Annotated in this window: 11 protein-coding genes; all 11 read right to left on the bottom strand. The window is 73.1% G+C overall.

The annotated features are described in order from the left end of the window. Positions 1-39: 39 nt before the first annotated feature. The 11 genes from murC to mraZ all read right to left on the bottom strand — a co-directional run bounded on the left by murC (position 40) and on the right by mraZ (position 14,470). On the bottom strand, positions 40-1,587 hold the full coding sequence (gene murC / locus MOPEL_RS05510) for a UDP-N-acetylmuramate--L-alanine ligase (RefSeq protein WP_009481869.1): 1,548 nt from the start codon (positions 1,585-1,587) through the stop codon (positions 40-42). 1 nt (position 1,588) lies between these two features. Then, positions 1,589-2,710 carry an undecaprenyldiphospho-muramoylpentapeptide beta-N-acetylglucosaminyltransferase gene (murG, locus tag MOPEL_RS05515; protein WP_009481870.1) on the bottom strand — a complete coding sequence of 374 codons (1,122 nt, stop codon included), beginning with the start codon at positions 2,708-2,710 and terminating at the stop codon, positions 1,589-1,591. Continuing rightward, positions 2,710-4,092, bottom strand: a complete 1,383-nt coding sequence (gene ftsW, locus MOPEL_RS05520; RefSeq protein ID WP_009481871.1) for a putative lipid II flippase FtsW — start codon at positions 4,090-4,092, stop codon at positions 2,710-2,712. Before ftsW ends, murG begins: the two co-directional genes overlap by 1 nt. A 108-nt stretch (positions 4,093-4,200) precedes the next feature. Then, positions 4,201-5,772 (bottom strand): UDP-N-acetylmuramoyl-L-alanine--D-glutamate ligase, encoded by a 1,572-nt coding sequence (gene murD / locus MOPEL_RS05525; RefSeq protein ID WP_009481872.1) that lies wholly within the window; start codon positions 5,770-5,772, stop codon positions 4,201-4,203. Continuing rightward, positions 5,769-6,863 (bottom strand): phospho-N-acetylmuramoyl-pentapeptide-transferase, encoded by a 1,095-nt coding sequence (gene mraY, locus MOPEL_RS05530; RefSeq protein ID WP_009481873.1) that lies wholly within the window; start codon positions 6,861-6,863, stop codon positions 5,769-5,771. Before mraY ends, murD begins: the two co-directional genes overlap by 4 nt. Further along, positions 6,860-8,281: a UDP-N-acetylmuramoyl-tripeptide--D-alanyl-D-alanine ligase gene (locus tag MOPEL_RS05535; RefSeq protein WP_009481874.1), complete on the bottom strand. Its 1,422-nt coding sequence runs from the start codon at positions 8,279-8,281 to the stop codon at positions 6,860-6,862. Before MOPEL_RS05535 ends, mraY begins: the two co-directional genes overlap by 4 nt. Further along, positions 8,278-9,873, bottom strand: a complete 1,596-nt coding sequence (locus MOPEL_RS05540; protein WP_040633042.1) for a UDP-N-acetylmuramoyl-L-alanyl-D-glutamate--2,6-diaminopimelate ligase — start codon at positions 9,871-9,873, stop codon at positions 8,278-8,280. Before MOPEL_RS05540 ends, MOPEL_RS05535 begins: the two co-directional genes overlap by 4 nt. A gap of 11 nt (positions 9,874-9,884) precedes the next feature. After that, positions 9,885-11,870: a peptidoglycan D,D-transpeptidase FtsI family protein gene (locus tag MOPEL_RS05545; protein WP_009481876.1), complete on the bottom strand. Its 1,986-nt coding sequence runs from the start codon at positions 11,868-11,870 to the stop codon at positions 9,885-9,887. A 433-nt stretch (positions 11,871-12,303) separates the two neighbouring features. After that, complete coding sequence (ftsL, locus tag MOPEL_RS05550; RefSeq protein ID WP_009481877.1) at positions 12,304-12,753, bottom strand: cell division protein FtsL; 450 nt, start codon at positions 12,751-12,753, stop codon at positions 12,304-12,306. Continuing rightward, entirely contained in the window at positions 12,750-13,757 is a 1,008-nt protein-coding gene (gene rsmH / locus MOPEL_RS05555; RefSeq protein WP_009481878.1) for a 16S rRNA (cytosine(1402)-N(4))-methyltransferase RsmH, read from the bottom strand. The genes ftsL and rsmH overlap by 4 nt, the downstream gene beginning before the upstream one ends. 281 nt (positions 13,758-14,038) lie before the next feature. Next, the gene (gene mraZ / locus MOPEL_RS05560) at positions 14,039-14,470 is read right to left on the bottom strand and encodes a division/cell wall cluster transcriptional repressor MraZ (RefSeq protein ID WP_009481879.1); all 432 of its coding nucleotides are present in this window, start codon (positions 14,468-14,470) and stop codon (positions 14,039-14,041) included. Positions 14,471-14,833: the final 363 nt, after the last annotated feature.

Here is a 14,833-nt window from a genome sequence, read left to right on the forward strand (position 1 = left end):
GGGGTCGGCGCGGGGCACCGGCCGTCGTCGAGCCGGATCTCACGCCCGGGCCTCCAGGGCGTGGAGGAGGACGGGACCGACGGTCGTCACCGATCCGGCACCGACGGTGAGGACGAGGTCGCCCGGGCGGACGAGACCGGAGAGGGTCTCGGCCGCCGCGTCGAGGCCGACGACGTCGTGGACCTCGCAGTGGTGGTCCTCCTCGGCGGAGAGGCGCCGCACCTCGTCGGAGACGAGGGCGGAGCTCACACCGGGCATCGGGTCCTCACGCGCGCCGTAGACGTCGAGGAGCACGAGGACGTCGGCGCGGGCGAGCCCGGCGGCGAACTGGGGCGCGAAGTCGCGGGTGCGGCTGTAGAGGTGGGGTTGGAAGCAGACGACGAGTCGCCCCGGCGCACACACCTGACGCCCGGAGGCGACGACAGCCTCGACCTTGGCGGGGTTGTGGGCGTAGTCGTCGACGACCCGCACTCCCCCGACCTCACCCTTGGCCTCGAACCGGCGGCGTGTGCCCCGGTAGTCGGCGAGGCCGGCGAGCACGGCGGTCGGGTCGGCGTCGAGGCCGATGCACGCGGCGAGGAGCGCCGCGGCGGCGTCGAGGAGGTTGTGGGTGCCCGGCATGGCGACCTCGAGGGTGCGGCCGTCGAGGTCGGCGAGCGCCTGTCCGTGCGGGGCGTCGACGCCGCGCGCGGCGTCGCGGACGACGAGACGGGCGCGACCGCGCAGTCCCTCCCCGACGACGTCGACGAGGCGGAGGTCGGCGTCCTCCCCGGTGCCGAACGTGAGGACCCGGGCACCGGCGCGGCGACGCTCCTCGGCGAGGCGTCGAGCACCCTCGTCGTCGGCGGAGGTGACGACGAGACCTGCGACCGCGTCGGCGGATCCCTCCGGGTGGGCCGTGCCGATGCTCTCGGCGAAGAGGCCGTAGGCGGCGCGGACCCCCTCGAAGGTTCCGTAGAAGTCGAGGTGGTCGGGCTGGACGTTGGTGACGACGGCGACGTCCGGGTGGTAGACGAGGAACGACCCGTCGCTCTCGTCGGCCTCGACGACGAACGCGTCGCCCTCGCCGAGCCGGGCGTTGACCTCGGGTCCGACGAGTTCGCCACCGATCGCGAACGAGGGGTCGGCTCCCGCGGTGAGGAGCGCGGAGGTGAGCATCGCGGTCGTCGTCGTCTTGCCGTTCGCACCGGCGACGGCGACGCGTCGACGACCGGCCATGAGGCTTGCGAGGGCCTGGGACCGGTGGAGGACCCGCAGCCCGGCGGCGCGGGCGGCGACGAGTTCGACGTTGTCGTCACGGACGGCGGAGGACACCACCAGCGTGTCGGCGTCCGCGACGTACGCGGCGTCGTGGCCGACGTGGATCGTCGCGCCCTGGGTGCGGAGGGCGTCGAGGACGGCCGAGTCGCGGGCGTCGGAGCCGGAGACCTCGAGGCCGGCGTCGAGGAGGAGCCGGACGACCGCAGACATGCCCGCGCCGCCGGCGGCGAGGACGTGGACGTGGCCGAGCTCCGCGGCGGGCGGGACGACCGCGTCGACGTCGAAGCGCGGGGTGAAGGGCCGCCGGGTGGGGCGGGCGTCGCTCATGTCAGCGCCCCTTCCTGTCGGCGACGGCTGCCTCGACGAGGTCGGCGAGGCGGTCGTCCGCGTCGCGTTCGCCGCAGGAGGCGGACGCGGCCGCCATCTGCGTCAGGCGCTCGGTGTCGGTGAGGAGGGGCAGCACCCGGGTGCGGACGACGTCGGGCGTGAACGAGGCGTCGTCGACGATGCGGGCGCCGCCCGCGTCCACGACCTGGGTCGCGTTGACGCGCTGCTCGCCGTTGCCGATGGGCAGCGGCACGAATATCGCGGGCAGCCCGACGGCGGTGAGTTCGCAGACGGTGTTCGCGCCGGAGCGGCAGACGACGAGGTCGGCGGCGGCGTAGGCGAGCTCCATGCGGTCTGCGTACTGGCGGACGACGTAGCGGGCGCCGGACTCGGCGACGACACCGCCGTCGGTGTGCTCCCCCGCGACGCCGGAGAGGTCGACGTCCTTGCCGCGGCCGCACAGGTGGACGACCTGGATCCCGGCGTGGAGGAGTGCGGGGGCGGTCTCGCCGAGGACGGTGTTGAGACGTTGCGCGCCGAGCGACCCACCGGTGACGAGGAGCGTGGGACGCTGCGGGTCGAGGCCGTAGTGCGCGAGGGCATCCCCGCGGAGGGCGGCGCGGTCGAGGTCGGCGATCTCGCGCCGCAGCGGCATGCCGACGACCGTGGCGTGCGGCAGCGGGGTGTCGGGGAACGTCACGCCGACGTGCCGGGAGAGGGAGGCTCCGAGACGGTTGGCGAGGCCGGGGCGCGCGTTCTGCTCGTGGACGACGATCGGGATGCCACGGCGACGGGCGGCGAGGTAGGCCGGGCTCGCGACGTAGCCACCGAACCCGACGACGACGTCGGCGCCCGCCACGACACGGTCGGCGGCCCTCACCGCTCGGGCGAGGCGGGCGGGCAGCGAGAACGCTGCGGCGTCGAGGCGGCGCGGGAACGTCACCTTGGGGAGCGTCTCGAGCGTGTAGCCGCGGGCGGGCACGAGGCGGGACTCGAGCCCGGCCACCGTGCCGAGGGCCGTGATCGTGGCCTCGGGGTGGCGGGCGCGGAGACGGTCGGCGAGCGCGAGGAGCGGGGACACGTGGCCGGCCGACCCTCCTCCGGCGAGGACGACGGAACGCATCACTTGTCCTTTCGGGTCGGGGGCGTGGGGCGGGCCCGGCGGGTCGTTCTCGTCCGGGCGGAGGTCACGGGGGGCTCGTCGGAGGTGGCGGGCACGGGGGCGAGGCGGCGGCGGGTGAGGCCGGGCAGATGGACGGTCTCGAGGGAGCGGCGCCAGGCGACGGGCCGGACGGCGAGGGCGCGGCGGCAGGCAGGTTCGCTGCGGGCGAAGGAGATGACCATGCCGAGCGCGCCGAGGTTCGTCACGAGCGCCGACCCGCCGTAGGAGACGAGCGGCAGCGGCACGCCGATGACGGGCAGGAGCCCGATGACGGAGCCGATGTTGATCATCGCCTGGACGAGGATCCACACCATGACGCCGGTCGTCGCGAGGCGGACGAACTGGTCGTCGCTCTGCATGACGATGCGGTAGCAGGCGAGGGCGAGGAGGGCGTAGAGGGCGAGGACGAGGAGCGCCCCCCAGAGGCCGAGCTCCTCGCCGATGATCGCGTAGATGAAGTCGTTCTGCGGCTCGGGCAGCCACAGCCACTTCTCGACGCTGTTGCCGAGGCCGCGGCCGAGGATCCCGCCGTCGGCGAGGGCGAACTGGCCGTGGCGCGTCTGCCAGCACTGGTGGACGTCGGTGCAGTTGAGCCACTGGTCGATGCGCGACATGCGGTTGCCGCTCACGAGGACCATGACGGCGGCGAGCGCGCCGAAGAGACCCCCGGCGGCGACGAACAGCTTCCACGAGACGCCCGCGGCCCAGAGCAGCCCCGCGATGATCGCGAGGAGGATGAGCGCGGTGCCGAGGTCGCGTCCGAGGAGGGTGAGCCCGACGATGATCGCCCCGAACGGCACGAGGGCGGGGACGACGACGTGCTGCCACTCGTGGAGGCGGCGTCGCTTGGTCGCGAGGCCGAGGGCGATGCAGAGGACGAGCGCGAACTTGCCGATCTCCGAGGGTTGGAGCTGCATCCCGGGGAGCTGGATCCAGTTGCGGTTGCCGTTGACCTCGACGCCGACGGGCGTGTGGACGAGGAGTTGGAGGAATACCGCGACGCAGAAGATCGGGAACGCGAGCTTCTTCCACGCGCTCACGGGCAGCCGGGAGGCGACGAACGCCCCGACGGTGCCGAGGACGGCGAACTGCGCCTGCTTCATGAAGAGGCTGTAGGCGGGGTTGCCGGCCTTGAGGGAGGTGACGGAGGAGGACGAGAGGACGACGACGAGGCCGATGAGCGTGAGGCTCGAGATGACCGCGATGAGGAGGTAGTACGTCGACAGAGGCGACTCGAGGCCGACCCAGAAGGGGTGCGGGTCCGGCGGGGCGCCGCCACCCGTCTCGCCGCGGGCGTAGCGCGAGGCCGCCGATGTCGTCGGGCGGCGGGTCGAGGTGCTCACCGGGGCCTCCTTCGAGGGGTCGTGTCCACCGTGCGCGCCGCGGGCGACGTGCCGGTCGTGCGCCGTCGCGGCCCACGCGTCGTCGCACGGGCGGCGGTGGCGGGGGTGTCAGTGCCCGAGGTGGGCGTGGACGGCGGCGGCGAACTCCTCGCCGCGCACCTCGTAGTTGCGGAACATGTCCATCGAGGCGGCGGCCGGGGCGAGGAGGACGACGTCGCCTGGTCGGGCGAGCGCCGCGGCCTCGGCGACGATGCGCGTCATCGCCCCAGTGTCGGTCTGCTCCACGTCGACGACGGGGACCTCCGGCGCGTGTCGGGCGAGCGCCTCGGCGAGGCGGGCCCGGTCGCGTCCGAGGAGGACCGCGCCGCGGAGCCGGTGGGCGTTGTCGCGGACGAGGTCGTCGACGTCGGCCCCCTTGAGCAGGCCGCCGGCGATCCACACGACGGGGTCGAAGGCCTGGAGGGACGCGGTGGCGGCGTGCGGGTTCGTCGCCTTGGAGTCGTCGATCCACGTGATGTCGCCGGAGCGGGCGACCTCGGCGATGCGGTGTGCCTCGGGCGTGAACACGCGCAGACCGTCGCGGACTGCGACGGGTTCGACGCCCACGGCACGGGCGAGGGCGGCGGCGGCGAGGGCGTTCGCGACGACGTGCCTCGGGGGCGTGATGCTCCCCCGCTGGAGGTCGGCGACGGTGCCGAGTTCGGCGGCCGCGGTGCGGCGTTCCTCGACGAATGCGCGGTCGGCGAGGACGTCCTCGACGACCCCGACCATCGAGAGACCGGGTGTGCCGAGCGTGAAGCCGACGGCGCGGCAGCCCTCGACGACGTCGGCGTCCTCGACGAGCTTCTCGGTGGCCGCGTCCTCGACGTTGTAGACGCACGCGACGTGGGTGTTCGCGTAGACGCGTCCCTTGGCGGCGACGTACTCCTCGTAGGAGCCGTGCCAGTCGATGTGGTCGGGGGCGAGGTTGAGGCAGACGGAGGCGACCGGCGAGACGGAGTTCTGCCAGTGGAGCTGGAAGCTCGAGAGTTCGACGGCGAGGACGTCGTAGGGCTCGGGGTCGAGCACGGCCTCCATGATCGGGGTGCCGACGTTGCCGACGGCGCGGGAGCGGAGCCCGGCGGCGGTGAAGATCGAGTGGAGCATCTGCACCGTCGTGGTCTTGCCGTTGGTGCCGGTGATCGTCACCCACGGCGCGGCACCCTCGGGGCGCATCCGCCAGGCGAGTTCGACCTCGCCCCACACGGGGATGCCCCAGGCGTCGGCGGCGACGAACAGCGGAGTCGTGGGCCGCCAGCCGGGCGAGGTGACGACCAGGTCGATCCCCTGCAGGAGGCGGTCGTGGTCGTCGGCGAGCGCGGTGGCGGCGTCCTCGCCGAGGACGAGGTCGGCGCCGAGGACCTCGAGGATGCGGCACCGCTCGGTGAGCGCCTCGGAGGAGCCGGAGTCGACGGCACGGACGAGCGCGCCGCGTTCGAGGAGGGCGTCGGCGGCGGCGAATCCGCTCACGCCGAGGCCCGTGACGAGGACCCGCAGTCCGGCCCAGTCGGCGCCGGCGTGGTCGAGGGGGCCGCGGCGGCCGGCGGGCTCACCGCCACACCGCACGACACCGGTGGGTTCGACGACACCGTTGGGTTCGGGAGCGTCCGAGCCGGGGACGGGGCTGGTCTGGGCGCTCACACGGTACCTCCGATGACGATCCACGGCGTGTAGAAGAGGGCGAGGGCGAGGCCGACGCACATGCCGGCGATGATCCAGAACCGGATGACGATCGTCACCTCGTTCCAGCCCTTGAGTTCGAAGTGGTGCTGCAGCGGCGCCATGCGGAACACGCGCTTGCCCGTCATCTTGAACGAGGCGACCTGGATGATGACCGACAGCGTGATGATGACGAACAGCCCACCGAGGATGACCATGAGCAGCTCGGTGCGGGTCGTGATCGCGAGGCCGGCGAGCGCACCGCCGAGGGCGAGGGAGCCGGTGTCGCCCATGAAGATCTTCGCCGGCGAGGCGTTCCACCAGAGGAACCCGACGCAGGCCCCCATGAGGGCCCCGGCGAAGATCGCGAGGTCGAGGGGGTGGGGCGTCTGGTAGCAGAGCGCGGGGTTGGCGCCGGCACGCGCGCACCGCTGGTTGAACTGCCAGATGCCGATGAGGATGAACGCGCCGCTCACGAGGACGGTCGCGCCCGTCGCGAGGCCGTCGAGACCGTCGGTGAGGTTGACGCCGTTGCTCGTTCCCGCGATGAGCAGGTTGATCCAGAGGATGAAGAGCAGATACCCGATGATCGGCCCGAACACGAAGAGGTCGATCGGGAGGTCGTGGAGGAACGAGATCCGGCCCGAGGCGGGACTCACCCCGCGCTCGTCGTGGAGCGTGAGGCTGAGCACGGCGAAGATCGTGCCGACGCCGAACTGACCGACGAGCTTCTGACCGGAACGCAACCCGAGGCTGCGGGCCTTGCTGATCTTGATGAAGTCGTCGGCGAATCCGACGAGCCCGAGCCCGACCATGAGCCCCATGACGAGCAACGCGCTCGTCGACAGCGGCGTCACGGTGACGAGGTGGGCGAGGAAGTAGCCGAGGACGGTCGCGGCGATGATGACCGCGCCGCCCATGGTCGGGGTGCCCCGCTTGGTGTGGTGGGTCGTCGGGCCGTCGTCGCGGATGAACTGGCCGTACCCGCGCTTGACGAGGAACTTGATGTAGAGCGGCGTCCCGAAGAGCGCGATGAGGAGTGCGAGGCCGGTCGCGGCGAGCACGGGCTTCATGAACGGTCCTCCTGCGCGATGAGACGGTCGCCGAGCAGGCGGAGACCGGCGTCTCGACTCGACTTGAGCAACACGACGTCGCCGTGGCCGAGGCGCTCGTCGAGGAGCGACTCGGCGGCGTCGAGCGTGTCGACGTGGTGGATCTCGGGGGCGTCCCCGGCCGTGGCCCGGGTGGCGCCGTCGGCGATCACGCGGGCGTCCTCCCCCACGGCCACGACGACGTCGACGCCGAGTTCGGCGGCGAGGGCGCCCATGCGGCGGTGCTCGTCTGCGGAGTCGGGACCGAGCTCGTACATCGCGCCGAGGACGGCGACGCGGCGGCCCGCGCACTCCATCCGGGCGAGGGTGCGGAGCGCGGCGGACATCGAGTCGGGGTTGGCGTTGTAGGCGTCGTTGACGACGACGACCCCGTCGGCGCGGACGTGACGCTCCATGCGCCAGCGGCTCGCGGGGGCGGCGCTCTCGAGCCGTTCGACGATCGCCTCGGGCGTCATGCCGAGCTCGAGGGCGGCGGCGACGACGGCGAGGGCGTTGTCGACCTGGTGTTCGCCGAGGAGGGCGAGGTGGACGGGCAGGGAGCGCTCCCCCGCGCCGTCCGCGCCGGGGACGTGAAGGGTGAACGACGGCGCACCGAGCGCGTCGAGGTGGATGTCGTCGGCGCGCACGTCGGCGTCCGTCGAGCGGCCGGTGAGGCACACGCGGGCGGGCGTCGCGCCCGTCATGCCGCGCACGAGGTCGTCGTCGGCGTTGAGCACGGCGAGCCCCTCGGGGGTGAGGGCGGCGACGAGCTCGGACTTGGCCCGGGCGATCGCCTCCCGCGAGCCGAACTCGCCGAGGTGGGCGGTGCCGACGTTGAGGACGATGCCGACGTGGGGCGGCGCCATGTCGGTGAGGTAGGCGACGTGGCCGATGCCGCGGGCGCCCATCTCGACGACGAGCATCGCCGTCGTCGGCGTCACCCGGCACAGGGTGAGCGGGACGCCGACCTCGGAGTTGAGCGACCCGATCGTCGCGACGGTCTCGCCGTGCCCGGAGAGGACGTGGGCGAGGAGGTCCTTCGTGCTCGTCTTGCCCGAGGAGCCGGTGATGCCGACGACGCGGAGACCGTCCGCCACGCGGGTACGCACGACCTCGCGGGCGAGGGCGGCGAACGCCTCCTGGACGTCGTCGACGAGGACGGCCGGGAGCTGCTCGACGGGCGTCGTGACGAGGGCGGCGACGGCGCCCTTCTCCTTCGCGGCGGGCACGTAGACGTGGCCGTCCGCGTGCTCACCGACGCGGGCGACGTAGAGCGACCCCGGCCCCGCCTCACGGGAGTCGGTGACGACGGGGCCGTCGACGAGGACGTCGCCGCTCGCGGGGTCGAGGAGGTCACCTCCCGTGATCTCGGCGAGGCGCCGCAGCGTCAGGGGGATCATGCGTGCTCTCCTGCAGGGTCGGAGGTGGGGGCCGGGCGACGCTGCCAGGCGCGGGTGAGGGCGGAGCGGTCGTCGTAGGGGTGGACGACGTCGCCGATCTGCTGACCGGTCTCGTGGCCCTTGCCGAGGACGGCGACGGTGCCGGTCGGCCCGGCGAGGCCGAGCGCCGTGACGAGGGCGTTCTCGCGGCCGGCGACCTCGACGGCGTCGCGGGCGAGGGCCTCTCCGCGGGAGTCGCGCGCGTCCTCGAGGGCCGCGGTGGCGCCGGCGAGGACGGCGGCGCGGATCTCCGCGGGGTCCTCGTGGCGGGGGTTGTCGTCGGTGACGACGACGTGGTCGGCGTACCGGGCGGCGGCGGCGCCCATGTGGGGACGCTTGCCGGGGTCGCGCTCGCCACCGGCGCCGAGGACGGCGACGAGGGGCCCCTCCGTGCCGGGCCGCAGGGCGGCGAGGACGGAGGCGACGGCGTCGGGCGTGTGGGCGAAGTCGACGATCGCGCGCGGCGCGTCCGGCCCGAGATCGACGGTCTCCGCCCGGCCGGGGACGTGCATGTCGCCGGCGAGGCCACGTTCGGCGTCCTCGGAGCTCGTACCGAGGGTCAGGAGGGCGAGGGCGGCGACGGCCGTGTTCGTCCGGTTGAAGTCGCCCGGCAGCGGCGAGGCGAGGTGGAGGGCACGGGCCCCGTCGGCGACGAGGGCACCCGACGGCGTGAGCGTGAACTTCGACTCGCCCGGGCGGGACGCGATCACCCAGTCCGCGCGACGATCGGCCGAGTTCGCGACGGTGACGACGGGGATCGTCGTCTCGGCGGCGAGGCGCCGCCCCCAGTCGTCGTCGACGCAGACGACACCGTGACGCGCCCGCTCCGGCGTGAACAGCGAGGCCTTGGCCTCGTAGTACGCCTCCATCGTGCGGTGGAAGTCGAGGTGGTCCTGACTGAGGTTGGTGAAGCAGGCGACGTCGTAGACGACCCCGTCGACACGGTGGAGGGCGAGGGCGTGGCTGCTCACCTCCATCGTGAGGTCGGTGACGTCACGCTCGGCCATGACGGCGAGGAGGGCCTGGAGGTCGCAGGACTCCGGGGTGGTGCGCACGGCGTCGACGCGGCTCTCGCCGACGCGGATCTCGATCGTGCCGACGAGGCCGGTGGTGCGGCCGAGGGCGCGGAGGGCGCCGTCCAGGAGGTAGGCCGTCGTCGTCTTGCCGTTCGTGCCCGTGATGCCGACCGTGCGCAGCCGCTCGGCGGGGCGGTCGTAGATGCGCGCGGAGATCTCGCCGAGCACTGCCCGCGGGTCGTCGGCGAGGATCACCGGCACGGGCAGGGGGCCCGCGTCGCGGAGCAGGGCGAGCCCTGCCTCGTCGGTGAGGACGGCGCGGGCTCCGGAGTCCACCGCGGCGGCGGCGAACAGGGCGCCGTGGACGTGCGCGCCGGGCAGCGCGGCGTAGAGGTCGCCGGGCACGACGCGACGGTTGTCGAGGGACGCGCCGGTGACCTCGACGGACTCGGCGTCGCCGACGATCCGCACGTCGTCGGACACGAGGTCGGAGAGCGGCGTGGGCGCGAGGTGCTGGGGGCGCGAGGGTGCAGTCATCACGGCCGAAACTACCTTCCCGCCGGATCCGAGGAGGAACCGGACGACGACCCGGGGGTCGAGGTCGAGGACCGCTCCGCATCACGCCGCGTGGGTGTCGTCGTCGACGCCCCGGCCCCGTCGGCCCCGTCGGACCCGGAGCCCGTCGGCGTCGTGGTCAGCGGCTTCGCGTCGGAGGTGGACGTCGGGGTGCGGCCCCCGATCGGGGCGCCCGGAGGACGGATCGCGCCGGGGCGCGGCCCCTGCTCGGGGATGCCGTTCTCGAGCTCGAACTTGTCGAGCGGGTAGTGCTGCGGGACGACCCGGCCGGGCCGGGCCCCCGCCTTCTTGAGCGCGAAGGACATGATGTCCCGGAACACCGGGCCGGCGACGGTGCCGCCATAGATCGGTTTGCCCTTGCCCGGGCGGTTGACGATGACGGCGACGACGTACTGCGGGTTCTCCGCCGGCGCGTAACCGATGAAGCTCGAGACGAACCCGCCCTTGGCCAGGTCCTGCGCCGTCCCGGTCTTACCGGCGATGCGGACGCCGGGGATCGCGGCGGTCTGCGCGGTGCCGCTCTCGCTCACGACCGTCTCGAGCATGCGGCTCATCTGCTCGGACGCCTCGGGCGGCAGAACCCGCACCGGGTCCGGGGCGGGAGCGGCGGTGAACCGGCCACCCTCGTCGTACGTGCCCTCGACGAGCGTCGGGGAGATGCGTACGCCCTTGTTCGCGATGGCCTGGAACACGCCCGCGTCCTGCACGGCCGTCATCGCGACGCCCTGACCGAACATGAGGGTGTACCACTGGGTCTCGTTCCACTGCGACGACGGCGCGAAGATGCCGGCACTCTCGCCGGGGAAGCCGACGGCCGTCTTCTCGCCCACCCCGAACTTGCGGTAGTAGGACTCGAGGGTGGCCTTCGGCATCTGCTCGCCGATGAGGAGGGTGCCGATGTTGCTCGACTGGGCCACGATCCCAGCGGTCGTGAGGTCGAGTGTGCCGTGTTCGTGGCTGTCCTTGAACGGCTTGGGATCGGAGCGCTGCAGCCGGTTGGGGACCTCGTAGAGCGTCGTCGGGTTCGTCTTGCCCTCGGCGAGCGCGGCGCCGATCGACATGACCTTGGCGGTGGAGCCCGGTTCGAAGGTGTCCTGGAACGGCAGACTGCCGAAGACCTGGCCCTCCTTCGAACGGTCGTCGGGGTCGAACCCGGGGTACTGCGCCGCGGCGCGCAGGCGCCCCCGCCGGTCGAGGACGACGGCGTAGCCGGACTCGGCGTCGAGTTCCTTCACCTGCCTCGCGATCGCGTCGTAGGCGACGTACTGGAGGTCCTGGTCGATCGTGAGGCGTACGTTCTTGCCCGGCACTGCGGGCTTGATCGTCTGCTGACCGAGGGGGATGACGCGGCTGTCGCGGCTGATCTCGCGGACGGCCTCGCCGGGGGTGCCCATGAGGGAGGCGTCGAGGAGATGCTCGAGCCCGCCGCCCGCGTGTGCCGCGGTGCCGTCGGGACCGACCCAGCCGACGAGGGGTGCGACCGGTTCCCCACCGGGGTAGGTGCGCACCTGCTCGGTCTGGGAGGCGACACCGGGGATCTCGAGCGCGGCGATCTTGCGCCACACCGTCGGTTCGATACGTCGGGCGACGACGGCGCCGAGGTCGGTGCCGGTGAGGCGCGACCTCATGTCCTCGACGGAGAGGCCGAGGAGCGGGGCCATCGCCTCCGCCGCGCCGTCGACGCCGACGGTGCGCCGCTTCTTCGTCTCCGGATCCTTGACGCTGTACCGCGGCACGAGGTTCTGGTCGACGAGCACGGTGCGCCGTTCCACGCTCGAGGCGAGGACGACGCCGTTCGTGTCGAGGACGACGCCGCGGCGGGCGGGCAGGTCGGTGCGCTCCGAGCGCACCTCGAGACCCTCGGCCGCGATCCGTCCGGCGTCGACGACCTGGAGTCGGACGAGCTGCGCGGCGAAGAGCGTGAAGACGAAGAGGGTGACGACGAAGAGGACGCGCACGCGACGTTTCGCGGTCGGACGCCGCGACGACGTCCCCGGGAGACGCAGACGCTGCAGCACGCCGCGACGACCCGCCCCGTCCCTACGGTAGGAGCCACCGTCGCCACCGCGACCACCGCCGCCGCCACGACCGCCGCCGCCACGGCCGCCTCCGTGGCCGTCGGAGCGACCGCCACCGCGTCCGCCGCCGCTCGTGCTCCCGCTCCCGTCGCGACCGCCGCGACGGCCGCGACGGCCGCCGTCGGGGCACGCGTCCCCCCGGCCGTCGTCGCGGGCCCGACGCTCCTCCGGGTCGCGGGAACCACGTGTCGAGGCGTCGCCGGCCCGGCCCGAGCCGCGCCCCGCACCGCGAGCATCGCGGGCGGCATCACGGGAGCCGGCTGCCGACGCGCCGGGAGGGGTCGCCCTCCGCCGCGTCTGCACCGTCACGACGTCAGTTCCTCCCGGCCGTTCCCGCGCCGGATCCCGGCACGTCCGTCGGGCCGGGCGCCGGCACGGGCCTGCCCGTGAGCGACCGGTCGGACACGTCGAGGAACACGGGCACCGTGCCCGGAACCATGCCGATCTTGCGGGCCTCCTCCGCGAGGTGGCTCGGCGACTCGAGCGTCGCGAGCTCCTCCCGCAGCTGCTGCTCCTCCTCGTCGAGCCCCACGACGCGCTTCTGGAGGTCGTGGAGCTCGTAGGCACCCTGCGCGAGGGACATGTTGATGAAGAGGAGCGCGAAGAGCCCGAGCGTGAGGATCACCGAGCAGAACAGGGCGAACGGAAGAGTTCGGGGCGGCGCCTTGACGGGAGCGGTGGTGGGGACCACACGGAGCTCCGGACGCGCCGGGGCCGGCCGCCGCGGCGCCCGCAGGGCCGTCGTCGCTGGCATCTGGCTCATCGTCTGCTCCCTCGTGTCCTCACCGGTCGTGCATCCCCCCGACGGATCCGTGTGGCCGCCCGCAACTTCGCCGAGGCGGCCCGTGGATTCGCCTCCACCTCCTGCGCCGAGGGTTCTTCGGCCCCCCGCGTGAGGAGCTGGAGGTACGCCCGATGCTCGGGCAGCTCGACGGGCAACCCGGGCGGGGCGGAACTCGTGCTTCCGGCGCTCAGAACTCTCTTGACCATCCTGTCCTCCAAGGAGTGGTAGGAGAGGACAGCGACACGCCCACCGACCCCGAGAGCATCGATCGCGGCCGGCACGGCGCGTTCGAGAACGCGCAGTTCGGCGTTGACCTCGATGCGCAAGGCCTGGAAGGTACGTTTGGCAGGGTGGCCACCGGACCTCTGCGAGGCGGCGGGTACGACCGATCGTAGGAGATCGACGAGCCGTTCGGAACGTGCCCACGGCTCCGTCTCGCGCCCCCGCACGATCGCGGAGGCGATCCGTCCCGCGAACCGCTCCTCGCCGTAGTCGCGGAGGATGCGCGCGAGGTCACCGTGGGAGTACGTGTTGAGGACGTCCGCGGCCGTGGGGCCCTCCGACTGGTCCATCCGCATGTCGAGCGGGGCGTCCGCGCGGTAGGCGAACCCGCGGTCGAGCGCGTCGAGCTGGAGCGAGGAGACGCCGAGGTCGAAGAGCACCGCCTCGACCTCCTCCAGGCCGATCTCCTCGAGCACCTCGGGGATCTCGTCGTAGACGGCGTGGACGGGCGTGAACCGGTCGCCGAACCGGGCGAGGCGTTCCCCGGCGAGGCGGAGCGCCTCGGTGTCGCGGTCGATGCCGACGAGGCGCGCAGCGGGGCACGCCTCGAGGAGCGCCTCCGCGTGGCCACCCATGCCGAGCGTCGTGTCGAGGACCACTCCCCCGTCGGCGAGCGCGGGCGTGAGGAGCTCGACGATGCGGTCGCACATCACGGGCACGTGTCGATCGTGGGCGGGGCCACGGTCGGGGGTGGTCGTCACAGCCGTCTCTCCTCTTCTGATCGTCGCGTCGTGGGGGGCGGGAGGGGAAATCGCGGGCGGGGTGGGGAGATCGGGAACGGGAGGAAGGACTACGGAACTGCGGGGACGGCGGCCGTGATGCGGGCCCTGAGGTCGGGGCCCCACCCTCTCGTGCCGCCCGGGATCGGGGAAGGGATCTCGGGAGGCGGCCGCCTCGACCCGCGGACGGGGAAGAGTCCTCGGGGCGACGCGCGAGCGGGGTGGAGACCGGACGCCAGGGAGGCGCCGGGTCGGCACGCGGATCAGAGCAGTCCGGGGATCACCTCCTCGGCCTGGTCGGCGAAGGCCTGCTCGGTGGACTCGAGGTAGGCGTTCCAGGCCGCGGTGTCCCACACCTCGACGCGGGATCCCGCGCCGATGACGGTGCACTCGCGGTCGAGCCCGGCGTACTGACGCAGCGCCGGCGGGATCGTCACCCGGCCCTGCTTGTCGGGGATCTCGTCGGAGGCACCGGAGAGGAACACGCGAAGGTAGTCGCGGACGGCCTTGCTCGTGACGGGCGCGGCACGGAGGTCGTCGGCGACACGGACGAACTCGTCCATGGGGAAGACGTAGAGGCACCGCTCCTGCCCGCGGGTGACGACGAGGCCGCCGGCGAGCTTGTCGCGGAACTTCGCGGGCAGGATCAACCGGCCCTTGTCGTCGAGGCGAGGGGTGTGGGTGCCGAGAAACATCTGGCACCTCCCGTTCGCCCGTCGCGCCGATTCGTTCCCTGGCCCTCCACTTTACTCCACTGTGCCCCACGGAAATAGCCTGCGACGCGCCGGGTCCCCTCCGATGTCGACATCCGTGCAGGTCAACGGGGTTGGTGTGAGGTGGGGGGGCGCGGGCAGGGCGTCACCGGCCCCTGCGGGACCCGTCCGGACATCTCCGCGGCCTCCCCGACGAAAGCCCAGGTCGCGGCGCCTCCCCTCGACCCGGCGGGACACGGCCGGGACCGTCGTGGAGCGAAGTGGGGAGGAAAGTGGGGCACCATCGGAGGAGGGGACGGCACGACCTGCGCACCACCCCGCCCCGGCGACGACAGAGACGAGACT

Source organism: Mobilicoccus pelagius NBRC 104925 (genome assembly GCF_000247995.1).
Classification (GTDB): Bacteria; Actinomycetota; Actinomycetes; order Actinomycetales; family Dermatophilaceae; genus Mobilicoccus; species Mobilicoccus pelagius.